Genomic DNA, 26,340 nt, shown 5'->3' on the forward strand with positions numbered 1-26,340 from the left:
AAATATAATTTTATTTTTCATATATTTAAATAACTAACTAAACCTAAAAACTTCACCAACCAATCCATATCTTAAAATCAGATAACTTATCTTCATTTCTTTATTTTACAGAATTAAGCACATATTGATTAATAAAAGAATTCCGAAATATATCTCTTTTAGGCTTCCTCAAATGTCAAATTTTAATCAACAAAAACCACTTAATATCGTTGCTGTTTCAGGCGGCTTAAATAATCCTTCTAAAACAGAAACGCTTGTTCAAGCAATTTTAGATGAACTTGGTGAAGCGACCCCCATCAATATTCACTTCATTAAGTTTAGCGAAATTGGTTCATTTTTAGGTGGTGCAATTTATCGAAATCAACTACCACAACGTGTGCAAGATGACTTAGCTGCCGTAGAAGCAGCAGACGCATTAATTGTCGGCACACCTGTTTATCGTGCATCTTTCACAGGCTTATTCAAACATTTCTTTGACTTCGTAGAACAAACAGCTCTTGTCGATGTACCAGTGCTACTTGCTGCTTCTGGTGGTAGTGATCGTCATGCACTTGTTTTAGAGCATCAATTACGCCCTCTTTTCAGTTTTTTCCAAGCACAGACTTTACCAATTGGTGTTTATGCAACTGACCGTGATTTCACACCTGAATACACTATTCATAGCGAATTCCTTCGTGACCGTATCACGCTTGCTGTAGCACGTGCACTCCCTATTCTTGAATGGGCACCTGCAAAAGGTCAACGTGCTGAAGTGGCTAAAGCAAAATCACAACAAGCAACACAAAGCCTCGGCATCAACAAATTAATTGAACAAGAAGAAGTTTTACCATCTGCTGCTGTACCAAGTTTAGATGCGGCTGAAGCTTTACTTCATCATAAAAAACCAAAATCTCAAGTTGCATAATGAATAATTTATAAAAAACAGAGGGTTTATTCATGTCACATATCAATAAAAATATTACATTTGCATATTGGGTACCAAACGTTAGTGGTGGTTTGGTTGTCAGCAACATTGAACAACGTACAGATTGGAGCTATGAATATAACGTACGTTTAGCTCAAGCGGCTGAAAAAAGTGGCTTTGAATATGCCCTCACTCAAATTCGTTTTACTGCGGGCTATAACGCTGAAAATCAGCATGAATCTGTGAGTTTCAGTCATGGAATTTTAGCAAAAACTGAAAAGCTAAAAGTCATTGCTGCAATTTTACCTGGCCCTTGGAAACCAGCTCTTGCGGCAAAACAACTTGCAACGATTGATCATTTAACAAATGGACGTATCGCAATTAATGTAGTGAGTGGTTGGTTTCGTGGAGAGTTCGATGCCATTGGTGAAGAATGGCCTGAACATGATGAACGCTATGCACGTTCTGAAGAGTTCATTCGTGCCTTAAAAGGTGTTTGGACACAAAATCATTTCAATTTTGATGGTAAATATTACCAATTTAAAGATTACACACTTTCGCCTAAACCTGTGCAAAAACCACATATTGAAATTTTTCAAGGAGGCAGTTCACGTGCAGCACGCGATATGGCTTCTCGTGTTTCAGATTGGTATTTCACCAATGGCAACACCCCAGAAGAATTGAAAAAGCAAATTGATGATTTACGTGAAAAAGCACGTGCAAATAATCATGAAATTAAAGTCGGTGTAAATGCATTCATCATTGCCCGTGACACAGAAGAAGAAGCAAAAGCCGTTCTGCAAAAAATTATTGATCATGCCAATGTAGATGCAGTAAAAGCCTTTGGTCATGCCACTAAAGAAGCTGGGGCAGCAACCCAAGAAGGCGAAGGAAACTGGGCAAAATCGACTTTTGAAGACTTAGTTCAATATAACGATGGTTTCCGCACAAATTTGATTGGTACACCACAACAAATTGCTGAACGCATTATTGAATTAAAAGCTATAGGTGTAGATTTGGTACTTTCAGGCTTCTTGCACTTTATCGAAGAAGTTGAATATTTTGGTGAAAAAGTGCTGCCTTTAGTTCGTGAACTTGAAGAAGAAAAACAAAATGAAATTACGGCAAAATCTGCATAATTTTCAGATAATAATTAAATAGAATTCTAATGTTATAACTTTCCCTTAAGACTCGGCTTAAGGGATTTTTTTATACATGATGCAATTCAATCACATGAATTATTACGATAACCTTATACTTGAACGATTGAAAAATTAGAGAATAGAAAATAGTGAGTTCCACATCAAAATTAGCGAATCCGACCCCACAAAATCAGTCGAACTCATCCAGTAAAATGTCGCTTCCTATCGTTTTAGCCATTGCCCTCGCCCACTGTTTAAACGATTTAATACAAGCATCTTTACCTGCAATTTACCCGCTTTTAAAAGAAAATTTTGCTCTTAGCTTTGCTCAAGTTGGTCTTATTTCACTGGTTTTTCAAATGACGGCTTCAATGCTTCAACCGTGGATTGGATTTTATACCGACAAATATCCAAAACCGTATTTATTACCTATTGGAATGTGCATCACATTAAGTGGTATTTTTTTACTCGCATTTGCACCTAATTTTGGATTACTTCTCATTTCAGCAGCCCTTATTGGTGTTGGTTCTTCTACATTTCACCCTGAAGCATCGCGTGTTACTCGCATGGCTTCTGGAGGGCATTTTGGTACTGCACAATCGACCTTTCAAGTGGGTGGAAATAGTGGCTCTGCCATCGGTCCATTATTAGCAGCGGCAATCATTGTTCCAAGTGGTCAAGCATCTGCAGCATGGCTGAGCATGATCGCCATTTTCGCTATTTTTGTTTTATATAAAATTAGTCGTTGGACTGTAAAAACGACTTTAGCCAATCAACAAAATAAATCTAAGCCAATTACCAAAGCTCGATTAAGCAACTCACCTCTCATACGCGCGATTGTGATTCTTTGCTTTTTAATGTTTGCAAAATTTACATATATCTCAAGCATTAGTAATTATTATACGTTCTATCTAATGGACAAGTTTCACGTTACCCTACAACATGCTCAGCTTTACCTATTTGCCTTTCTTGCAGCCGTCGCATTGGGAACATTTGTTGGTGGTCCAATTGGAGATCGTATTGGACGTAAAGCGGTCATCTGGGTGTCATTTTTAGGTATGGCGCCCTTTGCGCTCATGATGCCTTATGCTAATTTATTTTGGACATGCATCTTTACTATTTTTGCTGGCATCATTATGTCTTCTGCATTTTCAGCCATGGTGGTGTATGCACAAGAAGCTATGCCAGGCCGTATCGGCATGATCTCGGGTTTAATGTTTGGACTCATGTTCGGAATTAGCGGAATCGCGGCAGCAGCACTTGGTTATGTTGCCGATCATCAAGGCATTTCATGGGTCTTTTCATTTACCTCTTATTTGCCTTTACTCGGTCTATTAACATTCTTTTTACCCAATGTTGACCATAAAGTTTAATGTAAATTAATAGAATCAATGTAGTTGGCTATCATGTAACTGCACAATCTTCATTATTTTGATGAGAAGAATTTTAAATTATGTACACAGGTATTGTTCAAGGTTTAGAAAAAGTCTTAGAAATCCGCCAAGGTGATGGTTTTACAACGCTTGTGATTTCAAACGATCAAAACTTTTTTCACGATGTTTTTATTGGTGCTAGTGTTGCAATTAATGGTGTTTGTTTAACAGCAACCTACATTAATTTAGAAGAAAATCAGGTACATTTTGACGTATCTGCACTAACCAACAAACTTACCACATTAAAATTTTTAAATACTGGAAATGAAGTCAACATTGAGCGTTCTGCAAAAGTTGGAGCAGAAAATGGTGGTCATAATTTATATGGTCATATTGAAGGTACTGCAATCATTCGACAGCTTGAAAAAAATGGGGAAACTCTACATTTAGAACTCGAAATTCCCGCAAACAATATTAAATATTTTTTCTTAAAAGGATTTATTGGTCTCAATGGCTGCAGCCTTACCGTGAATGCGGTAAACCGTGATCAAAACACAATTTCAATTGATTTAATTCCTGAAACTTTACGCTTAACCACTTGGAAAGATATAAAAATTGGAGATGAAGTGAATTATGAAATTGATCAAATGACACGTACGCTTGTCGATACTTTAGAAAACATTCATCGTCGCTAAAATAAAAAGGCTACTCCAAATGAAGTAGCCTTTTTACAAATAATTATAAAGATTAAATTAAAACCAATATAAACCTAGCGCATAGCCCACCGCTAACAAGAACCAGCTAAATAACCACAACCAACCAAATGAATAACGTAAATGCTTACCCATTTCCGTACCTGCAAGCCCCATAGCTAGCCATGTTGCAGGTGAAAATGGACTCACAAATGTACCTACGTTATTACCAATTGCCATGGCATATACCACTGAATTTGGTGCAACACCTGAAGTTGCCGTAACTTCTTGTACAATCGGTAATAAAGCAAAGTAATAAGCATCTGTACTTGTAAAGATATCCATCGGAACACCAAGAATACCCACAAAAATATGTAATCCACCCACCCATGCTGATGGCAAAATTTGAATCAGATCAACGGCAATTGATTTCAACATTCCCGATTCAGTCATAATGCCTAAGAAAGCACCTGCTGAGAAAATAATAGCAACCATAGTCAATGCTTGTGGTGCATGACGACTAATTGCTTGCATACGTTCTCTAGGATTTGGAAAGTTAATGAATAACACCAAAGACAATGCAATCATAAATACATACGGAGCAGAGAACAGACCAAATGCCAAGCAAATAACCGCTGAAATAATTAAACCAAAATTGATCCATAATTTTTTTGGTTTAACAGTTTCATCTGAATCATCAGGAAAATCGGTTAAAGTGCAGTCTTGATTAAATGGTGTTGTCCCCATTAAATGCGCTGCAGCAATTCGACGTTTTTCACGTAAACCCATAATGACTGCAACACCAACCATGCCTAAAATACCAATAACCTGCACGGGAATCATACTTTGCCACAAAACAGAAGCATCAACACCCGTTACAGCAGAAGCACGTCCTAATGGACCGCCCCAAGGCACCATATTCATCACCCCCATACTTCCTGCCATGAGCAATAGCATCAAATATGGACTCATGCCTAACTTACGATACAACGGTAATAATGCAGGAATAATAATTAAGAATGTTGCTGCACCTGAACCATCTAAATGTACAACAGCTGCAATTAATGTAGTCACAATTGCAACAACCACAACATTACCCCGAGTAATCGCCACCATTTTTTTAATCAGTGGATCAAAAACATGAAGTTCTTTTAACACACTAAAAAATAGAATTGCGAAAAGGAACATCACCGCAACTTTGGTAACTTTGGTAATACCTGACTCAAAAAATGTTGAAACTTCTGATGGGGTAAATCCCGCGATAAATGCACCAATTAAAGGAATAATTGACATCGCTAAAATAGGGTTTACTTTGCCTATCAAAAGCAGAACAACAATAGTCACAATAATTAAAATGCCAATTAACGTTAGCATTGAATACTCCTTCTGATACGTTTTTTAGCAAAACGCTAAGACCAATCCTGTCTCAAATTAATTTTTTACATAACTTTTAGAATAAAAATTCAAAGCATGGAGACTGCAAAAATTGCTAAAATTTATTTTGAACTTTAATTAAAAAATAAATCAAAAATTCTGATTAATAATCTAAAGCTTAATAAATATAAAAAATATAATGTGTTTATTGTGTTCTCGTTAGCTTTTTGCAAAGTATAATTTTTAGTCAATGTAATCAGTTAAAATTTATGATAGTAGTAATAAAAAAATGGGCATAAAAGCCCATTTAAATCAGTAGAAAATTAACTTAAGAATAAAAACTCGGATCTGGAACTTTTCCTGTAAGTACCCACTCACCAATTTCTTGATATTTATAATCGACAGGATCATGCAAAGTTTGCGTACGTACATTGCGCCAAAAACGATCTAAATTAAGTTTCGCTGTCGTTGCACGTGCCCCCATGACTTGAAATATATTTTGTGTGATATATAACGAGGTATTCGTAGATGCAATTTTCGCAGTTGCGATTGCAATTGAAACTTCACCACGTTGTTCTTCTGTTAGGCTCTCACCTACCTCCCAAGCTTGTTGCAATGCTTCAATCGCTTTATTTGCAAGTAAACGTACACTTTCAAGTTGCACATAAAATTCTGCAAAATGTTTTTGAATAAAAGGATCGTTAACGGCATTTTCAGCTAAAGATTTAGACCAAGCTTTTTGGCTTTTCACTGTTTCTTTTGCCGTTTCAAATGCCCCTTCTGCTACACCTAAAAACATATGTACAAATATAAGTTGGGCAATAAGCGGACGTAAACTTGAATATGGTGTGCTTAATGGCCCCGGATTTAATAACAACTCATCTTCTTGAATCTTTACGTGTTCAAAATGACTCGTTCCACTATCCGTTTGGCGTTGCCCCATATTATTCCAATCCCCTAAAAAGCTCACTCCTTCTCGCGCTGTAGGAATCACGCCAATTAATAATTTTCCTGCTTCGTTATATCCAGAGCACAGTAAAATATCAGAATCCATAGAGCCTGAACAAAAGCTCTTATCACCATGAAAAATATATTCTGAATCTGAAATTTTGCTTGCTATTGTTCTTCGATCCAATGGATTTAAGGTATTTCCCCAAAACAAATTATTTTGTGCAGTTTGCTCAAACCATTTGCCATATTGCTCAGGTTGTGAAAAAAGTTGAACAGTGGCAATCAGTAAGTGATGGAACCCGTACACATGTGCCAATGAACTATCTACTTGAGCAATCGTTTGAATAGTTTTAAAAATGGTTTTCCAACTCGCACCCTGCCCACCATACTGCGTGCCAATAGATAAACCCAATAACCCACTTTGACGAATTAAATCACGTTCAGTTTTTGGGTTTCCACCTTGCTTATCACGTTCTGCTGCCGTCATTGCAAATTGTTCTGCAAGTTTATGTGCAATAGAAATTGGATCTTGAAGATTTTGAGCGTGAATATTCATCATTTTATCTGTGTTATTCCTTAGGTTTTTAGCTTAACAGAGCGCATAGATCTGCTTTATCTGAATGTCTGCTGTCTTTATTCCAAAAATAAAAATACCGCTAGCTAAACTAGCGGTATTTTTATTAATGCATTGTTTTAAGTATGTTGAGATTGCACTTCAATAATGAGCTGATCCACCACTTGCGGGTCTGCTAAGGTTGAAGTGTCACCCAAACTATCTAGCTCATTTGCCGCAATTTTTCTTAAAATACGGCGCATAATTTTCCCTGAACGTGTTTTTGGTAATGCAGGTGCCCAATAAATTGCATCAGGCGTTGCCACAGGACCAAGTACTTTACGCACCCATGCGACAAGTTCTTTACGTAACTCTTCCGACTCAGGCGTATCTGCTTGTAAAGTCACATAAGCTGCAATGCCTTGCCCTTTAATATCATGAGGCATACCCACTACAGCCGCTTCTGCTACATGCTCATGAGCAACCAAAGCACTTTCAATTTCAGCAGTTCCAAGTCTATGTCCCGATACATTCAAGACATCATCCACACGTCCTGTGATCCAGTAATAACCATCTTTATCTCGACGAGCACCATCTCCCGTGAAATATGTACCCGGATAAGTTGAAAAATATGCCTCTATAAAACGTGCAGGATCCCCCCAAATAGTGCGCATTTGCCCCGGCCAAGAATCTTTAATAACTAAATTCCCTTCGGCTTCACCATTCAGCTCACCACCTTCAGCATCTACAATGGCAGGTTTAATTCCAAAGAATGGTCGTGTTGCAGAACCTGGTTTTAAATCTGTTGCACCTGGCAAAGGCGTGATCATGAAACCACCCGTTTCTGTTTGCCACCACGTATCGACAATTGGACAACGGCTTTCACCCACTACGCTGTAATACCAATTCCATGCTTCAGGATTAATTGGCTCACCTACAGAACCCAATAGGCGCAAACTACTCCGATCACTTTCTCGTACAAATGCATCACCTTCGCGCATCATGGCGCGAATTGCTGTTGGCGCTGTATAAAGAATTGTGACGTTGTGCTTATCTACAATATGACCTGTACGTGCCCATGTTGGATATTGTGGAATTCCCTCAAACATCACTGTGGTTGTGCCATTTGAAAGTGGACCATAAAGTACGTATGAATGTCCTGTAATCCAACCTACATCTGCTGTACACCAAAATACATCATCTTGTTTTAAGTCAAAAACTTCTCGAAAAGTACAATTTACATACGTTAGATAACCGCCCGTTGTATGTAAAACACCTTTGGGTTTTCCTGTTGAACCTGATGTATATAGAATAAATAATGGATCTTCTGCATTCATCGGCTCAGGCGGACAAATTTCATTAACCGTCATAATTTCTGCGTGATACCACAAATCTCGACCCGCTTTCATCTGAATTGGGTTACCCGTGCGGTGTACCACTATGACATTTTGAACTGATTCTGTTCCAGATAATTCGAGTGCAGCATCAACATTGTCTTTAAGCAGAATTGGTTTTCCACCACGCATACCTGAATCTGCTGTAATCACTATTTTTGCCTGACTATCTTCAATACGGCTTGCCAAAGAATCTGGCGAGAAACCACCAAATACTACACAATGCACCGCACCAATACGTGCACAAGCAAGCATAGCAATAGCAGCTTCAGACACCATTGGCATATAAAGCACAACACGGTCACCCTTTTTCACGCCATTCTTTTTTAATACATTGGCAAACCGACATGTTTCATCATGCAATTCTGCAAATGAAATAATTTTATGACGCGATGGATGATCTCCCTCCCAAATAATGGCAGGTTTATAAGGATGCTCTTTTAAATGCCGATCTAAACAATTGGCACTAATATTCAACTGACCATCTGCAAACCATTCGATTTTAAAATTATTGGCATCAAAATTTGTATCTTTAACTTTCGTAAATGGCTTAATCCAATCAAGCTTTTTTGCCTGTTCCGCCCAAAACTCCTCAGGCTGATCTATAGATTTTTGATAACGCTCAAAGTATTCAGTTTCATTGGTTCGAGCAGTTTTTTTAAATCCTTCTGGAACAGGATATAATTCATTCATATTATACTTCCTTGATATTTTTACATTTCATCTCGAAATGTCATGCCAATTATTGGTTTTTATTTCTGCATATATTTAGTATTAAGGTTATTTTTAATACATCTCAATCAGGCTTTAGTCGTATATTATTTGTACACAGCCATCTATCAAATTACAATTTAATTTATTCAGACTGTTCATTTTTATATCTGAAATATTTAATTCATTTTATAATTCATACATATATTTAAATACGATTGCAGTTCAAATCTCGCTTCCCTTTTTTAACTTGAGCCAATTTATGAATCAGAACCAATCATCCAACTTTTTTTCACGTCAGCAACCTCATATTAAAGATAGTCCTTTATCTTTAACGGGTCGTTTCGGACGTTTAAGTTATATCGCTTGGTATGGTTTTTTCAATTTAATTGCTTTTTTTGCTTTCATTGCGTTGAGCTTAACTTTAGGCATTTTTAACTTAAGTACACAATCCTTAGATTCACATTTCATAGATACATTAACAGGCTTAGGCGGATTAGGCTTTTTGGTTATTTCTGTTTTATATATTTATTTCAACATAGTCATTCAAGTCCGTCGCTTTCACGACATGAACCATTCTGGTTGGCTTATTCTGCTTTTTTTAATTCCACTTGTGAATATTTTTATCTTCTTCTATCTACTACTAGGTTCAGGTACTTCAGGTTCTAATCGCTATGGTTCTCAACGTGAAAATGCCACATGGGAAAAGATTTTAGCTTGGTTGATGATCATTATTACCATTTTATCTATATTCAGCACAGGTAGCCTTGTTTCTTATATGATGGGATCAGGTCAGCTTGAAACACCAACTGAAATCCTTGAAAAAAGTACGGATTACTTTTAAACAAAAATCCTGATCTTTTGACAATTTTATACACGTGGTAAAATTTTATTTCTTAAATTTTTCTACAAATTCAGGCAAAATAATAAAAATTTTCACTCATCGGAATATCCGTGGCCGAACAACAAAATGCCTTGAATGAAGTTGCTCAAGGCACAACCCAGCTTTTGCACGAAGCAACATCTAAAACAGCACAAACTGTTCTAGAACATACTACAAAATACAATGATGCTTATTCAACGATCGATAAATTTATGGATGGTTTTTGGGAGCGTTTACCGTATATTTGTATCGCTCTCTTTGTGTTTACTATTTTTTATTTACTTTCAAAAGTATTTAAATTCTTTGTACGCAAAGCACTATCTGAACGCTCTTACACCAAGCAAAACTTAGTCTTAGTGCTTAACCGTGTCGGTAGCTCTGCTATTATTTTTATTGGTTTTCTAATTGCGATGGTCATCTCAATTCCGGGCTTTACTCCAGGTCAATTGATGAGTGCATTGGGAATTGGTTCTGTTGCGATCGGTTTCGCATTTAAAGATATTTTTCAAAATTTACTGTCGGGTATTCTAATTTTACTTGGCGAACCCTTCAAAATTGGCGATGACATTATTGTTTCAGGCATGGAAGGGACAGTTGAAGATATTCAAATTCGTGCAACATTCTTACGCTCACCAGATGGTCGTCGTATTGTTATTCCTAATGCAACAGTCTATACCAGTGCAGTAACGGTAAACACCGCTTATACGCGTCGTCGTTGCGAATTTGTTGTTGGTATTGGTTATGAAGATGATGTACAAAAAGCACGTGATGTAATTTTAAAAATATTAGATCGTGACCCAACTATCCTTAGCCAACCAGGCTTTAGCGTAAACGTATCAGCACTTGCAGATTTCTCAGTAAACTTAACGGTACGTTGGTGGGTAAATACAAGTGAAACAGGTACGGCAGCGTCTATTAGCCAAGTACAAGAACTTGTTATTCACGCATTTGCAGAACATGAAATTTCAATTCCATATCCTGTTCAAGAGGTTAAAGTTCACCGTGGTTCAACGGTAACACCTGAATAATTTTTAGGAATTAAATAGCCTTCCCAAAGCATAGGGAATGACTGTCTCGGTTCTAATAATACGGTTGCCTAAGCTTACAGCTTGGCAGCCGTTTTTTATGAGCAACTCAATTTCATAAGGAATAAAACCACCTTCAGGACCAATCACAATGCTACAACCATGTGAAATTGCACATGGCATTTTTTCTTCTGCATACGGATGTGCTACATAAGCAGGTTGGTCTGCTGAAATAAGCGTTGGAAGTACATCCTCAACAAAAGGCTTAAACCGTTTATACAGTTCAATTTTCGGAGGAATAGTATCGCCAGCTTGTTCTAAACCCAATGTTATATAATGATCGAGTTGTTGCAAAAATGGCGTTTGCCAATAACTTTTATCGACCCGATAACTATGAAGCAAAATAATCTTCTCTACACCTAAGGTCACACTATCTGCAATTAAACGACGTAAAACTTTAGGTCTAGGCAAAGCCAAAATTAAAGTCACTGCTAACTTTTTAGGAATAGCTTCTTCTTTTAATGCTTGTACATGAATTGCAGTGTCCGAGATATCAACAATTTTTGTAAGATACCGCTTACCATGAAGAATACCTACTTTTAGAGTATCTCCTACTTTTACATCAACATGCGTATGCAAATGTTCGAGTTGACGTTTCGATGTAATTTTCCAAATATCCGACTGAGTCTGACGCTCATCAAGTAAAACAATATTCATAAATATTCGTCAATCACGTGGATATGTTTCGCCAAAGAGCCTTTATTTTTTTCCATAATATTGGCAGCATTTAGGTTCAAATGTGCAACCAACTCAGAATCATAAGCTAATTGAACTAAATCTTGTGCTGCTTCTTCAGCAGTTTGTACAATTTTAATGGCAGATGCTTCCACAAACTCATCAACAATCGTTTGAAAATTAAAATAGTTTTCGCCTAAAACCGTCGGTACATTGAGTGCGATTGGTTCCAAAATATTATGACCGCCACCCGGTTCACTTAAAGAACCACCCACAAAACATGCCTGACTCATGGCATACCACAACCACATTTCGCCCATGCTATCTGCTAAATAAACTTGCGTGTCGGCTTGAATAGATTGACCTAAACTACGACGTTGCGTATTTAGTTCTAAGCTTTGACTTACCTCAAAAACTTCATCAAAACGTTCAGGATGACGTGGTACAACAATACAAAGAAGCTCAGAATACTCTGCTAAATAAGGCTTTAAAGCCATCAAAATATCTTTTTCTTCAGGTGCATGCGTACTTGCTATCGTAATAATTTTGCGGTTTTCTAATTGCCACTCTGCTATTAACTGTTGAGCGCGTTCTACAAATGATAATGGTGCAGAAATATCAAATTTAATACTTCCTACAACTTGGCTTGTATCTGTACTTGCACCCAAAGCAACAAAGCGATCGAGTGATGCTTGATCTTGAGCTAAGAGCTCTTTTAAGCCTCTCAACATTGGTTTTGTTAGGCTTGGTACTTTACCGTAACCCTTTGCAGATTTTTCTGAAAGTCGCGCATTAATTAAAATACACGGCACATCAAATTCATGAGCTTGATCTATCAAATTTGGCCACAGTTCAGTTTCAACTAAAGCCAATAATTTCGGTTGATATAATTTAAAAAATTCTGCAATTAATTGTTTTTGATCAGCAGGTAAATATACTGCTTGAAATAAATCTAAATAGGGTTCTTTTAAGAATAAAGATTTCGCACGGGCTTGCCCTGTTTTTGTTGTATTGGTGACTAAAACAGGATGTCCTAATTTTAAATAATACTCAATTAAGGGCTGTGCAGCATTGGTTTCCCCAACCGACACGACATGAAACCAAATGGCTTGCACATTTTTAGGCGTTTGAAATGGACCAAAGCGCTCTAACTGCTCCTGTTGTAGTTGTTCAGCATTCACTGCACGTTTTTTTATACGCCATTTATAAAGTGGTTTTAAAATTGATAATGCTGCGTTATACCAAAATGGAGTAGCCAAATACTTCGCCTTTTATGAATGTCTACTGAAAATATAACAGAGCCACACGAACTTGTTAATTCATGTGGCTTATTTTAAAAATAATAGTATTAAACTTTATGCTTGTTCTAATGTTGGATAATCAATATATCCTTCAGGAACATTGGTACCAATCATGTTTTCAAACTTAAGTTCATTGAGTGGTGCATTTTGTACTAAACGCTCATACAAGTCTGGGTTTGCAATATAAGCTTTACCAAATGACACTGCATCAGCTTTACCTGAAGCCAATAATTCAATTGCATCTTCACGACTTAAACGCATATTGGCAATGTATGGAACACCATTTGAGCACGCTTTCATATCATCAGAAATACTATCTTCTGCTAAATATTCACGTGTAAAGAAGAACGCAATATTACGCTTGCCTAATTCTTCCATCACATAACCGAATGTTTCACGTGGATTGTCATCACCCATGTCATGTTCATCACCACGTGGTGCAAGATGAACACCCACTCGATCTGCACCCCATACTTCAATTAAAGCATCTACAACTTCCAACAAGAATCGAGCACGGTTCGAGACTGAACCTCCGTATTCATCTTCACGTTTATTGGTTTTAGTTTGTAAAAATTGGTCAATCAAATAACCATTGGCTGCGTGGAGTTCTACACCATCAAAGCCTGCATCTTTTGCACGAATTGCTGCTTGCTTATATTGTGCTGTAATCGCCTGAATTTCTGAGATTTCAAGTGGACGTGGTGCAACATAATCACGTTTCGGACGGAGTAAACTCACTTGCCCTGCTTGTTTTACATCACTCGCTGAAACAGGTGTTTCACCATTGAGTAATGATGGATCGGATACACGACCAACATGCCAAAGCTGCGAAACAATTAAGCCACCTTTGTCATGAACTGCTTGTGTGACTTGCTTCCAACCATCCACTTGAGCATCAGTAAATAAACCTGGGGTATTTAAATAACCGTTCGCTTCTTCAGAGATCACTGTTGCTTCAGCAATAATTAAGCCTGCACTCGCACGCTGAGCATAATACTGCGCCATAAGTGGTGTTGGAACACGATCATCGGTTGCACGGCTACGTGTTAAAGGTGCCATGATGACACGATTTTTCAGCTCTAATGCACCAAGTTTTAGGGGGGTATTCAATTCAGCCATTCTGTGACTCCACCCTCTAATTTCATTTAGAGGTGTTGTTGTAGATATTCAATATATTGCTGAATCAATGTTTCATTGCGGGAAAAATAAGACCATTGCCCATGCTTAGTCGCAGTAATTAAACCTGCTTGTTGTAACACAGACAAATGATTTGACATGGTCGATTGTGATACTTGACCCAATCGCTCAATTTGCCCTGCACAAACACCACGCGTAAAGCCATTACACTCATCTTCAGGCAAAAACTGTTCGGGTGTTTTTAACCACTGCAAAATTTGCCGACGAGTCGGGTTGGATAAGGCTTTATAAATTAAGTCGATGTCCATAGTTTCATCACAAATTGTGTGCAACAAAACAATTCAGCTCCAATCATTATATCGTATTTTATCGATTAATATATCGATTTTTTTAGATATATATTCCAAGCGGTTTCGCTTTGCTACACAAATGTTTGCAAAGGTCTGTTTACAGACCTTGTTTTAAACTTGCTTCAATAAATTTATCTAGATCACCATCAAGTACAGCACCCGTATTCGAGCTTTCAACACTTGTACGTAAATCTTTAATACGTGAGTCATCTAAAACGTATGAACGAATTTGACTTCCCCAACCAATATCAGACTTTGTATCTTCTAATGCTTGAGCTGCATCATTACGCTTTTTCATTTCCAATTCATACAATTTTGCACGTAATTGTTTCCAAGCATGATCACGGTTAGCATGTTGTGAACGTTGGTTCTGACAAGCAACCACAATACCTGTTGGTGCATGCGTTAAACGTACTGCAGAATCTGTTTTGTTAATATGCTGACCACCCGCACCAGAAGCACGGTAAGTATCTGTACGTACATCTGCAGGATTGATTTCAATTTCAATATTGTCATCAATTTCAGGAGAAACGAAAACAGCAGAGAAAGATGTATGGCGGCGGTTACCTGAGTCAAATGGAGACTTACGCACTAAACGGTGTACACCTGATTCTGTACGTAACCAACCATACGCATACTCGCCTTCTACACGAATCGTAGCAGACTTAATACCAGCCACATCACCGTCAGATTCTTCCATTAATTCAGCTTTAAAGCCATGGCGTTCAATCCAACGCATATACATACGCAGTAACATAGATGCCCAATCTTGTGCTTCTGTACCACCTGAACCTGCTTGAATTTCAACATAGCAAGGGTTTGGATCCATTGGATTGCTGAACATACGGCGGAATTCTAATTTAGCAAGTTCCGCTTCAGCTGAATCTAATTCTGCTTGAACATCTACAAGCATTTCTTCTTCTTCAGCTTCAACCGCAAGATCAAGCATCGCTTGAGCATCTTCTAATTGAGTCGATAAGCCATCAAGCACGTTTAATACGTTTTCTAATTCGCCCTTTTCTTTAGCCATCGCTTGCGCGCGGTTTTGATCATTCCAAATTGTAGGGTCTTCTAATTCACGTAGAACCTCTTCTAAACGCTCTTTCTTAAGATCGTAGTCAAAGATACCCCCGTAGTGTTTGACCACGTTCGTCTAAATCTTTTAGCTGTAATAGATACGGATTAATTTCCACGTGAAATACTCTCAATTTAAAACATTCAAAATAGCGTTAAATTATAGCACAGACCAAATATGCGATTTCACACTTCACTCGATAAGAAATTGAAATAAATTTAAACACTTTTTTAGTTTCTACACTTTGAATACAGCCATCATCTAATAGAGCCAAAAGCGAAATTTAGCTTAAATATTAATCAGACCTTACAATAAAAAAACTATTTTTTACTTAAAATTAAAATCTATCAAAATATGAATATAAAATATAATTTTATATTTCAATTACTTAAAAACACAAATTACACAAATCCAACCCTATTTACATTGCCACAACGGTATCTCGATTGACCGTTCATATTTTTGCCCTAGACTGAACCTGTAACAAAAAATGTATATTGAAACTATAAATCAAGAGGTAGACCCCATGAAAAAATTAGCAATCGCCTCAGCATTGTTGTCAACTATGGCCGTTGCTGGCACAGCCAACGCATACCAAGCAGAAGTGGGCGTAACAGCTGGTGTGATCGATCCCGATCATGCAAGCACTCAAGGTATTTATGGTGTAGAAGGAACAGCTTACTTTAAACCAGTACAAACACGTAATGCACCACTTGCAGAAGCAGCATTTTTAGACCGTGCAAGTAATGTTAAAGCTCAGTACAACTACAGCAAAGTAGATGATGCAAAATTACATAACTATTCTGCTGGCGTAGAATACTTTGTACCAAACTCAGACTTCTATTTAAGCGGTGACATTGGTCGTCAAGACATTAAAATGAAACACGCTTCAAATTTTGACACAACTGTTTACTCAGCAGAAATTGGTTATTTACCAGCTCCAGGTCTATTAGTTGCCGCTGGTGTTAAAGGCTATGATAATGATGCCAAATCACATACTGCACCAAGTGTACGTGCAAAATACGTAACAGCATTATCAAATGGTCAAGATATTAATATTGAAGCTGGCGCAACATTTGGCGATATTAAAGATTACCATGTTGCTGCTGATTACTTTATTGATAAGACATTCAGTGTTGGTGCAGACTATCAAAAACAAGACTTTTTGGATAACAAAGAATGGGGCATTAATGCACGCAAATTTGTGACTGAAAATGTAAGTTTAGAGGGTCGTGTAGGTTTTGCTAAAAATGATATAAATGATTACAACACTTACAGCGTTGGTGCAAAATACCGCTTCTAAAACATTGAATATATCTTCCCTAAAAAAGCCACTCAATTGAGTGGCTTTTTTTCCCGTCAACATTCATACATCTAGAGAATTATTGAAATAGGTGTACAACTCGTAACTGTAAATTTACATTGCCATTAAATACATTCTTCTCTAATTCATAAACTAAATTCACATGATCAATCATTGGATTAAAATCATATTTTTCTTTGGCATTAAAAGAAATTGCTTCCACCACTTGCCCATTTTCCAAGCCTAGACGTAGCTTTAAATGTGAATCTTTCAACCATCGATAATCAACTAATTTAAACTGCCCTTCAAAAATAGGTTGCGGGAATTTTTGCCCCCACGGTGCTAAATTTTGTAGTAAATCGACCGTATTTAGCTGAATGATATCTGCCTTTAAAACACCATCTGTCCAAAGTACAGCTTGAAATAACTCATCATCCATATTCACGATAAGTTTTTCAAAAACGGACTTAAATTCAGAAAAATGTTCTTTTTTGACCGTTAAGCCTGCTGCTGCGGCATGCCCACCAAAATGACTGATTAAATGTGGATATTGCTCTGCAACCAATTCAATCGAATCTCGAATATGAATACCATCAATTGAACGAGCTGAGCCTTTAATATGTACACCATCTTCATCGGCTGCAAAAACAATAGCAGGTCTATGGAATTGTTCTTTTAAACGCCCAGCAACAATACCAATCACACCTTGATGCCAATGTTCTTCAAACATCACCAAAGCTGCTGGTAAATTTTGTTGATCTAACTCTAATTTTTCTAGCTCAAGTAAAGCTTCTTGTTTAATTTTGCCTTCGACCTGACGACGTTCAACATTTAGATCATTTAATTGTCCTGCAAGTTCATAGGCTTTCTGAATATCGGTTGCGAGCAAACACTCAATACCAATATCCATGGTTTCCATACGTCCTGCTGCATTAATCCGAGGACCTAAGACAAAACCTAAATCTTGTGCTTTTAAAGAAGCGGGATCACGTCCTGCAATATCAAGTAATGCACTAATTCCTGAACGACACTGACTTTGCTGAATTCGCTTCAATCCCGCATCAACCAAAATACGATTGTTATAGTCCAAACTTGCGACATCGGCATATGTACCTAGCGCCACTAAATCTAAATATTGCGTTATTTTACTGGTTGATTTAGCACGCTTTGCACGATGGCTCGATAAGTTCGCAAGTAAATAAAATGCAACGCCCACCCCTGCCAAAGCTTTACTTGGAAAGTCGCAGCCTAATTGATTCGGATTAACTACAGCTTCAGCTTTCGGTGTTTCTTTAGTCGTTAAATGATGATCTGTAATGACCACTTTCATACCATGAGCTTGAGCTTTTTCTACCCCTGCATGGCTGGAAATACCATTATCTACAGTTATAAGAAGATCAGGCTGATACGTCTGATAAGCCAAATCTGCAATCGCAGGCGTTAAACCATAGCCATATTTAAAACGATCAGGTACTAAATATTCGATGTTTGCACCCATTTCTTGTAATGCAAGTATCATCAATGCCGTACTAGTTGCACCATCAGCATCGTAATCTCCCACAATCACAATTTTTTGCTGTTGATCTATTGCCTCATCAATAATTTGAATCGCCTGATCTAAGCCCTTCATTGTTGGTGCAAGTAAGTGTTTGAGTTTTAATTCGAGTTCTTGTTCAGACTCGACACCACGTCGTGCCAAAATTTCAGCGACAAAATTAGGCACGCCCTGAAAATTTTCAGGGCGTGTAATAAATGGTCTTTGTTTAATTAGAGTTTTAGACATTTAAGGCATCAATCGTTGGATAATCCATTTACCATCGATTCTTTCATAAGTGATGCGGTCATGTAAACGATTTGGACGACCTTGCCAAAACTCATAATAATCAGGCTCTAGACGATAACCGCCCCAAAACTCTGGTTTAGCCAACTCGGTTTTATCTTCAACTTCATCATGTAAGGTTTGAAACCGCTGTTGCAGCTCTTCACGACTTGCAATCACACCACTTTGTGGCGTACTAACATGCGCTGCAATTTGATTATCACGCGGACGCTTGTGGTAATACGCTGTCGATTCCTCTTCAGAAATTTTCACCACACGCCCTGACACACGAATTTGACGCTCTTGTTCTTGCCAATAAAACAATAATTCCGCATATGGGTTTTCAGCTAAATCGATGCCTTTTTGACTGTCATAGTTGGTATAAAAATCATAACCCGCTTCAGTTGCACCACGTAACAAAACCGTACGTACATGTGGACGACCTTGTTTGCTTGCTGTTGCTAAAGACATTGTATAGGGCTCATGTAATTGAGCTTCTAAAGCATGATTAAACCAATTTAAAAATTGTTCATGTGGATTTTCATTCACTTGAGCTTCGTGTAATTCACCTTTTTGGTAACTTAAACGTAGCTCACTTAAATCTTTAATGACATCACTCATATCAATTCCTATGCAGCGTTTGCACGCACAGCATCTGCTAAATGATTTGCCAAAGTCGTTACTTCTGCTAAATCATCACCTTCAACCATGACACGAATTACAGGTTCAGTTCCTGATTTACGAATAAGAAGACGACCACGACCTTTAAGCTGTTCTTCCGCTTTTGCAAATTCGTCAACCAATGTAGGCACTGTATATGGATCGAACATTGCCGCTAAACGTACATTAACTAAAACGTTTGGCAATAAAGTAAATCCATCTACTAACTCATGCAGTGCTTTATTTTGCTCAACCATTACAGTTAAAACCTGAAGTGCAGCAATAATGGCATCACCGGTGGTACTTTTATCTAAAGTAAGGATATGACCTGACGGCTCACCACCTGTCACCCAACCATTTTCTTCCAAGCCTTGTAGCACATAACGATCACCCACTTTGGCACGTAACAATGGAATGCTTGCTTTTTCTAAAGCCAATTCCAATGCCATATTACTCATAAGTGTACCGACAATACCTTTTGGCTTTTTCGATGCTTGAGTCGCCAAAATATACAGGATATGGTCACCTGTAATTTGTTCGCCATTTTTATCCACTAAAATGACACGGTCAGCATCTCCATCGAAAGCAATTCCAAGGTCAGCAGCATTTTCAACCACTGCTTTTTGCAAGCTTCCAGGATGCGTAGAACCACAATCTTCATTAATATTTAGACCATTTGGTTCATTGTGAATTGCGATTACTTTTGCACCAAGCTCACGAAATACAGAAGGACCAACGTTATACGCCGCTCCATTTGCACAATCGACAACAATTGTTAAATCATTTAAATCTAAATGGTATGGAAAAGTCGATTTACAAAATTCGATATAGCGACCATTGGCATCTTTAACACGTACACTTTTACCTAAGTTTGCAGTGTCTTCGATGAAGATATCGTTTTCTAATTCTCGATTAATCGCTTCTTGAATTTCATCAGGGAGTTTTTTACCTTCTCCTGAGAAAAACTTAATCCCATTATCAAAATATGGATTATGCGAAGCTGAAATTACAATTCCTAAACTCGCATGTAACGCTCGTGTTAAGTGTGCAATTGCAGGTGTTGGTAATGGACCAAGTAAATGAACATATACACCCGCAGCATTTAAGCCGGCTTGTAGTGCTGCCTCTAAAATATAACCCGATAGTCGTGTATCTTTCCCAAGTACAACAATTGGCTTATTTTTTTTACTATAATTTTTTAATACTTTACCCGCTGCGAAACCCAACTTTAAAGCAAATTCAGGTGTAATTGGTAATTCACCAAATTTGCCTCGAATACCATCGGTACCAAAATAACTCATGTTTTACTCACTTCTTGATGGTGATCTTCATCATCACATTTATAGTAATTACTTTACACCAAAAACAAAAAAGCCGTCATAAGTCTGACGGCTTTTTAGCGAGAAAACTACGAAAATTAACCAACGCGGTAGTTTGGTGCTTCTTTCGTAATAGTCACATCATGTACATGAGATTCAGACATCCCCGCAGATGTAATCTTCACAAATTTTGCATTTTGACGAAGATCTTCAACTGTAGAAGAACCTGTATAACCCATAGAAGAGCGTAAACCACCCATCATTTGATGAACGATGTTACCCATTGGACCTTTATAAGGTACACGACCTTCAATACCTTCTGGAACAAGTTTCTCTGCACCTGCTTTAGAGTCTTGGAAATAACGATCAGCAGAACCTGTCGCACCCGCCATTGCACCTAAAGAACCCATACCGCGGTATGCTTTGTAGTAACGACCTTGGAAGAATTCAACTTCACCAGGTGCTTCTTCAGTACCTGCCATAAGTGAACCAACCATAATTGTGCTTGCACCCGCACCAATCGCTTTTGCCATATCGCCAGAGAAGCGAATACCGCCATCAGCGATTAATGGAATTTGATCTTTAAGTGCATTTGCAACGCTGTCAATCGCAGAGATTTGTGGCATACCAATACCAGCAACAATACGCGTTGTACAGATTGAGCCAGGACCAATACCCACTTTAACAGCATCAGCACCAGCATCTAATAATGCAAGAGCAGCATCACCAGTTGCGATGTTACCGCCAATCACTTGTACTTGTGGGTAGTTTGCTTTAACCCAACGTACACGCTCAATTACACCAGCAGAGTGACCATGTGCAGTATCAACAACAATAGCATCTACACCAGCTTCAACCAATGCTTCAACACGGCTTGGGGTTTCAACACCTGTACCAACTGCAGCACCAACACGTAAACGACCTAAATCATCTTTACAGCTGTTTGGATAAAGTTCTGCTTTGTTAAAGTCAGTTACTGTAATTAAGCCTTTAAGCTCATTATTTTCACCAACAACAATCACTTTTTCAATACGATTTTTTTGAAGAAGTGCTTGGATATTTTCTTTCGATTCGTTTTCACGAACTGTAACTAAACGATCTTGACCAGTCATAATGTTGCTTACTGGTTGTTCAAGGTTAGTTTCAAAACGCGTATCACGACCTGTCACAATACCAACGACTTTACCGTCTTTTACAACAGGTACACCGCTAATATTGTTTGATTGAGTAATTGCAATTAACTCACGAACAGTTGTTTCGGGAGTTACGGTAATAGGGTCTTTCACCATTCCCGCTTCAAATTTTTTCACACGGCGTACTTCAGCAGCTTGCGCAGCAATATCCATGTTTTTATGCAGAATACCAATACCGCCATTCTGCGCCATAGCAATTGCCATACGTGATTCAGTCACTGTATCCATTGCAGCAGAAACGAGAGGGATATTAAGATTAATTCCGCGTGTTAAACGTGTCTTTAGAGAGACATCTTTTGGGAGGACAGTTGAGTAGGCAGGGAGTAACAAGACATCATCGAAGGTTAGCGCTTCTTGAACGATGGTCAGCATAACAGTCTCACTGGTAATTTCCGTGCGCTATTATAAACAAATTTGGATGTAAATTTCATTTATTATTATCAATTATTTATTTTTACTCTGAAATTTTATTTTATTTTAATAAAACTCAATTACTTATTTAAATATAATTTTACTCATAATGACCTGATTAAAATAATAAGGAAGAAAACTTCTCTTTTCTTCCTTATTATTGACTGATACCAACTTAACAGTCTAACTCGCGTCTATAAATGTACGCTTTCCATACATCTTAGAATTTATATCTAAATGCTATAGAGCGATGAGTCATTTAAACTGATTAATACTCTGGGCATGTAAAAACACGCTCATCCATTAAGTCTGTTCCACATTCAAGTGTTTCAATCCAGTCGAGGAATTGGTTTACCTGCTCTTTACCCATAAATGGTGTTCCGTGCTGTGGAACAATGCTTTCCACATCCATAGTACGTACCATTTGCACCCAAAGACGAATCACCTTGTTATTGCACATATAGCGCTGATGAAAACCTTTCATTTTCGGAATGTGGTCTTCAAAGTTATCTAATGGAATACCTGCATCTTCAACCATTGATGCACCCATATCTCCTGAAAATAAAATTTTTGAGATTGGATCATAAAACTGGAAATTACCCACAGAATGTAAAAAATGTGCAGGAACGGCAATAATTGAAGAATTACCTAATTCAATTTTTTGACCTTGATCTGGCAATTCAATTAAGCGCTCCAACCAACTTCCTTTCATTCGGTCACTCATAAATGCCGAATTCAAGTGTGGTAAAAAGCGTGCCCATAATTTAGATGCAACAACTTTTGCGTCGGTATAGACCAACCAACGAGGCATAGAAGTAATAATATCTGGATCTTGATGCGATGCCATCACCAAATCTAAATTCGCAAGACGTGTATATTTATTCAATTCCATAGTCAATGGAACATAGGTCAAGTCGCCACCTGGATCGAGTACTGCAGCTCGTTCGTTATCAATAATTAAGAATTGGTTGGCCTGCACACCCTCACCTTTAACCAAACTGGTAAAGCTAATACATTTATGTGACCCATTATCAAATAATACTTGCGATGTAGTGCGGTCAAATGCCATACCGAATCCCCAAAATTTCTAATTTTTAAAAGCGTATTTCTATGTACAGATAACATATATTTAATTAGTGAAACTTACAATGAATATGCTTTAAATATTTTTAATAATATCAATTATTTGAGTATCAAGTCACAAAAAAACCCGAGCTAAAAACTCAGGTTTTTTTGTTTTTCGGTATATTTTTAGAAAAAATAATGTTGTGCCAATGCTGCAACACCAATAACCAAGAAAACTAATGCGCCAATTTTATGAATTAAGGAAATTGGAAGCTTCTCTGCCATCTTATTACCAATGAATACAGCAGGTGCATTCACAAGCATAATACCCAAAGTTGTACCTAATGTTACCCAACCAATACTGTCAAAACGTGCAGCTAAAGCAACAGTCGCAATTTGAGTTTTATCGCCAATTTCTGCAAGGAAGAACAAAACAAAGGTCGCACCAAATACACCGTATTTTTGCCATTTGTTAATACTTTCCGACTCATCACCTAATTCATCTGGAATTAACATCCAAATCGCCATACCAATGAAACCTAGCGATACTATCCATAACAATACAGTTGGGCTTAATACTGTGGTAATCCATTGACCCAACACAGCTGAAACACCATGGTTTACAACAGTTGCTAGAAAAATTGCGAATAGAATTGGAGCTGGTTTACGGAATCGTGCGGCAAGAAGTAATGCAAGCAGCTGTGTTTTATCACCCATTTCAGACAGGGCAACAACAGCTAAAGAAATGAAAAAAGCAGATAACATGATGTCTTTCTCTGGCTAGCATAACATATACCAATGACTCACCCCTCCTGCTAGCCATATGTGCAGAGTGGTAAATCAAAGGTCTTGCCAACAAAAGAAAGCTTTAAGAAGCTCATTTGGTTTTTTGCTATGATGACCATGCTCGCTTTAGAGCAAATATGTTGATCATCACCTGTTCTTTTCGAACAGCGGCTACTCCCCAATGAAGTAACGCCATTATACTCAAATTTTCATCGTTTTTCAAATTTCACAAAAAAACCCTGCCGAAGCAGGGTCTTATCGCACTTAAATTAATTCAATTAAATTAATAAAGTACGAATATCTTTTAACAACTTAGTTAACTTATTAGTAAAGCGAGCAGCATCAGCACCGTTAATTACACGGTGATCGTATGACAATGACAATGGCAACATAAGTTTCGGATCAAAACCTTGACCATTCCATACAGGTTGCATTGTCGCAGGTGAAATACCTAAGATTGCAACTTGAGGCCAGTTAACAAGTGGTGTAAATGCTGTACCACCAATTGCACCTAAACTTGAAATGGTGAAGTTTGCACCTTGAAGATCTTTCGGAGAAAGTTTCTTATCACGTGCTTTTTGACCTAACACACCCAATTCAACAGCAATTTGTTTAATTGATTTTTGATCTGGATTACGCAACACAGGAACTGTTAAACCATCTGGCGTTGCTACAGCAATACCCATGTGAATTTCATTACGTAAAAGTACAGACTTACCATCATCAGACAAGTGACCTGCAAACTCACGCTCTTCTTTAAGAAGATGAGCAACAGCTTTAATGATGAAAGCCATAATTGTTAAACTAATGCCTTCTTTCTTAAAGTTACCTTTAAGATCATTACGCCAAGCTTCAAGCTCTGTAATATCAGCAAGATCAAACTGTGTCACTTGTGGAATGTAGTTGTTTAATGACAACTGAGGAATAGACACTTGTTGCAAGCGTGTCAATACTTTCTCTTCCACACCACCAAAGGCATCAAAACTTGGCAGTTTTGGTAAACCTGATGATTGTGCTACTGCTGTAGCAGGTGCAGCTTGTGGCGTAGTTAAACGCGTTTTCACATAAGCAAACAAGTCTTCTTTCATTAAACGCGCATGTGGACCAGATGCTTTTACTTCTGCAAGTACAACCCCCAATTCACGTGCTAATTTACGAACCGCAGGACCTGCATAAACTTTTGCATTTGCTACGTTTTGTTCTTTTGTCAGTTTGTCTGCTGAATGCGTTGTTGGTGTAGCAATTGGGGCTGGTGCTACCGCTTTCGGTGCCTCTACTTTAGGTATCGCTTGAACAGGAGCAGCAGCTTGACCTTCAGCAGCAATAGTCACCAAAGCAATACCTTCTGACACGTTTTGACCTAGCTCTACGTGAATTGCTTTAATCACGCCAGAAACCGTACTTGGTACTTCTACAGTCGCTTTATCAGATTCAACAACAATAATGCTTTGGTCTTTTTCAACTTTATCACCAACAGCAACAAGTACTTCAGCAACAGCAGCTTTATCTACACCTAAATCTGGTACAGCAACTTCTACATCACCAGCAGGAATTGCTGCTGGTGCAACAGGTGCAGGCGTTGCTTGTGCAGTTGCTGCTGATGCTACAGGTGCAGCACTTTCTGTTTTCACTTGAAGAATCACAACGCCTTCTTTCACGCTGTCACCAACTTGAATAGAAATAGATTCAACAATACCAGCAACAGTACTTGGCACTTCGACAGTTGCTTTATCAGACTCAACCACCACAATGCTGTCATCTACGGCAATGCTATCACCTACTTTTACTAACACCTCCCCAACAATGGCCTTTTCAACACCAATATCAGGTACTTGAACATCAACGACTTGCGATGTTGTTGCAACAGATGCAGTCACAGGAGCAGCTTCAACAACTGTCTCTTTTACTTCAGCAACAGGTTCAGCTTTAACTTCTACAGCAGGCGCTGCAGTTTGTCCTTCTGCTTCAAGTTCAATTAATACAGCACCTTCAGCAACTGCATCACCTTGATTTACAAGAATGCTTTTTACTACACCTGCTGAAGTGCTAGGCACCTCAACAGATGCTTTATCTGACTCTAGTAAAACAATGCTGTCATCAACTGCAATGGTATCGCCTACTTTTACTAAAATTTCTGCGACCGTTGCTTTATCTACACCAATATCAGGAGTCATAATTTGCATG

Annotated in this window: 22 protein-coding genes and 1 riboswitch; of the genes, 7 read left to right on the top strand and 15 right to left on the bottom strand. The window is 38.0% G+C overall.

The window, feature by feature from the left end:
- Window positions 1-172: 172 nt before the first annotated feature.
- The 4 genes from msuE to AC5YDH_RS11405 all read left to right on the top strand — a co-directional run bounded on the left by msuE (window position 173) and on the right by AC5YDH_RS11405 (window position 4,114).
- Window positions 173-904 carry an FMN reductase gene (gene msuE / locus AC5YDH_RS11390; RefSeq protein ID WP_496119608.1) on the top strand — a complete coding sequence of 244 codons (732 nt, stop codon included), beginning with the start codon at window positions 173-175 and terminating at the stop codon, window positions 902-904.
- A gap of 32 nt (window positions 905-936) precedes the next feature.
- Window positions 937-2,043, top strand: coding sequence for a dimethylsulfone monooxygenase SfnG (sfnG, locus tag AC5YDH_RS11395; protein ID WP_496119610.1), 1,107 nt, complete (start codon window positions 937-939; stop codon window positions 2,041-2,043).
- Window positions 2,044-2,258: 215 nt separating this feature from the next.
- On the top strand, window positions 2,259-3,419 hold the full coding sequence (locus AC5YDH_RS11400) for an MFS transporter (protein ID WP_496119672.1): 1,161 nt from the start codon (window positions 2,259-2,261) through the stop codon (window positions 3,417-3,419).
- An 80-nt stretch (window positions 3,420-3,499) separates the two neighbouring features.
- Window positions 3,500-4,114, top strand: a complete 615-nt coding sequence (locus tag AC5YDH_RS11405) for a riboflavin synthase subunit alpha (protein WP_496119612.1) — start codon at window positions 3,500-3,502, stop codon at window positions 4,112-4,114.
- 57 nt (window positions 4,115-4,171) lie between these two features.
- Here the strand turns inward: AC5YDH_RS11405 and AC5YDH_RS11410 are convergent, their stop codons facing one another.
- The 3 genes from AC5YDH_RS11410 to acs all read right to left on the bottom strand — a co-directional run bounded on the left by AC5YDH_RS11410 (window position 4,172) and on the right by acs (window position 9,076).
- Window positions 4,172-5,485 carry a CitMHS family transporter gene (locus tag AC5YDH_RS11410; RefSeq protein ID WP_496119614.1) on the bottom strand — a complete coding sequence of 438 codons (1,314 nt, stop codon included), beginning with the start codon at window positions 5,483-5,485 and terminating at the stop codon, window positions 4,172-4,174.
- 328 nt (window positions 5,486-5,813) lie between these two features.
- Complete coding sequence (locus tag AC5YDH_RS11415; RefSeq protein ID WP_496119675.1) at window positions 5,814-6,992, bottom strand: acyl-CoA dehydrogenase family protein; 1,179 nt, start codon at window positions 6,990-6,992, stop codon at window positions 5,814-5,816.
- 137 nt (window positions 6,993-7,129) lie between these two features.
- On the bottom strand, window positions 7,130-9,076 hold the full coding sequence (acs, locus tag AC5YDH_RS11420; RefSeq protein WP_496119616.1) for an acetate--CoA ligase: 1,947 nt from the start codon (window positions 9,074-9,076) through the stop codon (window positions 7,130-7,132).
- Between the two features lie 280 nt (window positions 9,077-9,356).
- Between acs and AC5YDH_RS11425 the strand changes: the two genes are divergently transcribed.
- Together AC5YDH_RS11425 and AC5YDH_RS11430 are read left to right on the top strand one after the other, a co-directional pair.
- Window positions 9,357-9,938 (top strand): DUF805 domain-containing protein, encoded by a 582-nt coding sequence (locus AC5YDH_RS11425; RefSeq protein ID WP_496119618.1) that lies wholly within the window; start codon window positions 9,357-9,359, stop codon window positions 9,936-9,938.
- A 110-nt stretch (window positions 9,939-10,048) separates the two neighbouring features.
- On the top strand, window positions 10,049-11,005 hold the full coding sequence (locus tag AC5YDH_RS11430) for a mechanosensitive ion channel family protein (protein WP_496119620.1): 957 nt from the start codon (window positions 10,049-10,051) through the stop codon (window positions 11,003-11,005).
- Window positions 11,006-11,008: 3 nt separating this feature from the next.
- On the opposite strand, the gene AC5YDH_RS11435 is transcribed toward AC5YDH_RS11430, so the two are convergent.
- From AC5YDH_RS11435 to prfB, 5 genes are all read right to left on the bottom strand, one after another.
- Entirely contained in the window at window positions 11,009-11,719 is a 711-nt protein-coding gene (locus AC5YDH_RS11435; protein WP_496119622.1) for a 16S rRNA (uracil(1498)-N(3))-methyltransferase, read from the bottom strand.
- A complete protein-coding gene (locus AC5YDH_RS11440) occupies window positions 11,716-12,996 on the bottom strand; it encodes a 3-deoxy-D-manno-octulosonic acid transferase (RefSeq protein ID WP_496119624.1) in 1,281 nt (426 codons plus the stop codon). The genes AC5YDH_RS11435 and AC5YDH_RS11440 overlap by 4 nt, the downstream gene beginning before the upstream one ends.
- 96 nt (window positions 12,997-13,092) lie before the next feature.
- Window positions 13,093-14,157: an alkene reductase gene (locus AC5YDH_RS11445; protein WP_496119626.1), complete on the bottom strand. Its 1,065-nt coding sequence runs from the start codon at window positions 14,155-14,157 to the stop codon at window positions 13,093-13,095.
- 26 nt (window positions 14,158-14,183) lie between these two features.
- Complete coding sequence (locus tag AC5YDH_RS11450) at window positions 14,184-14,483, bottom strand: ArsR/SmtB family transcription factor (protein ID WP_496119677.1); 300 nt, start codon at window positions 14,481-14,483, stop codon at window positions 14,184-14,186.
- A gap of 139 nt (window positions 14,484-14,622) precedes the next feature.
- A protein-coding gene (prfB, locus tag AC5YDH_RS11455; protein WP_496119628.1) for a peptide chain release factor 2 occupies window positions 14,623-15,718 on the bottom strand; the annotation gives its coding sequence in 2 pieces (ribosomal slippage) (window positions 14,623-15,645 and window positions 15,647-15,718; 1,095 coding nt in all).
- A gap of 408 nt (window positions 15,719-16,126) precedes the next feature.
- Here prfB and AC5YDH_RS11460 point away from each other — a divergent pair.
- Window positions 16,127-16,903 (top strand): putative porin, encoded by a 777-nt coding sequence (locus tag AC5YDH_RS11460; protein WP_496119630.1) that lies wholly within the window; start codon window positions 16,127-16,129, stop codon window positions 16,901-16,903.
- 79 nt (window positions 16,904-16,982) lie between these two features.
- Here the strand turns inward: AC5YDH_RS11460 and recJ are convergent, their stop codons facing one another.
- The 7 genes from recJ to AC5YDH_RS11495 all read right to left on the bottom strand — a co-directional run bounded on the left by recJ (window position 16,983) and on the right by AC5YDH_RS11495 (window position 26,339).
- Window positions 16,983-18,686: a single-stranded-DNA-specific exonuclease RecJ gene (gene recJ, locus AC5YDH_RS11465; protein ID WP_496119632.1), complete on the bottom strand. Its 1,704-nt coding sequence runs from the start codon at window positions 18,684-18,686 to the stop codon at window positions 16,983-16,985.
- The gene (gene pdxH / locus AC5YDH_RS11470) at window positions 18,687-19,343 is read right to left on the bottom strand and encodes a pyridoxamine 5'-phosphate oxidase (RefSeq protein ID WP_496119634.1); all 657 of its coding nucleotides are present in this window, start codon (window positions 19,341-19,343) and stop codon (window positions 18,687-18,689) included. It lies immediately after the preceding gene.
- Window positions 19,344-19,351: 8 nt separating this feature from the next.
- Window positions 19,352-20,683 (bottom strand): phosphoglucosamine mutase, encoded by a 1,332-nt coding sequence (glmM, locus tag AC5YDH_RS11475; RefSeq protein ID WP_496119636.1) that lies wholly within the window; start codon window positions 20,681-20,683, stop codon window positions 19,352-19,354.
- Window positions 20,684-20,799: 116 nt separating this feature from the next.
- Window positions 20,800-22,266 (bottom strand): IMP dehydrogenase, encoded by a 1,467-nt coding sequence (guaB, locus tag AC5YDH_RS11480; protein WP_496119638.1) that lies wholly within the window; start codon window positions 22,264-22,266, stop codon window positions 20,800-20,802.
- Window positions 22,267-22,573: 307 nt separating this feature from the next.
- Window positions 22,574-23,374, bottom strand: a complete 801-nt coding sequence (locus AC5YDH_RS11485; RefSeq protein WP_496119640.1) for an oxygen-binding di-iron domain-containing protein — start codon at window positions 23,372-23,374, stop codon at window positions 22,574-22,576.
- Between the two features lie 182 nt (window positions 23,375-23,556).
- Window positions 23,557-24,135: a TMEM165/GDT1 family protein gene (locus AC5YDH_RS11490; RefSeq protein WP_496119642.1), complete on the bottom strand. Its 579-nt coding sequence runs from the start codon at window positions 24,133-24,135 to the stop codon at window positions 23,557-23,559.
- Between the two features lie 89 nt (window positions 24,136-24,224).
- Window positions 24,225-24,348: riboswitch (yybP-ykoY riboswitch) on the bottom strand.
- A gap of 86 nt (window positions 24,349-24,434) precedes the next feature.
- Window positions 24,435-26,339, bottom strand: coding sequence for a 2-oxo acid dehydrogenase subunit E2 (locus AC5YDH_RS11495; protein ID WP_496119644.1), 1,905 nt, complete (start codon window positions 26,337-26,339; stop codon window positions 24,435-24,437).
- Window position 26,340 lies beyond the last annotated feature (1 nt).

This window comes from Acinetobacter sp. FY683 (assembly GCF_059515885.1).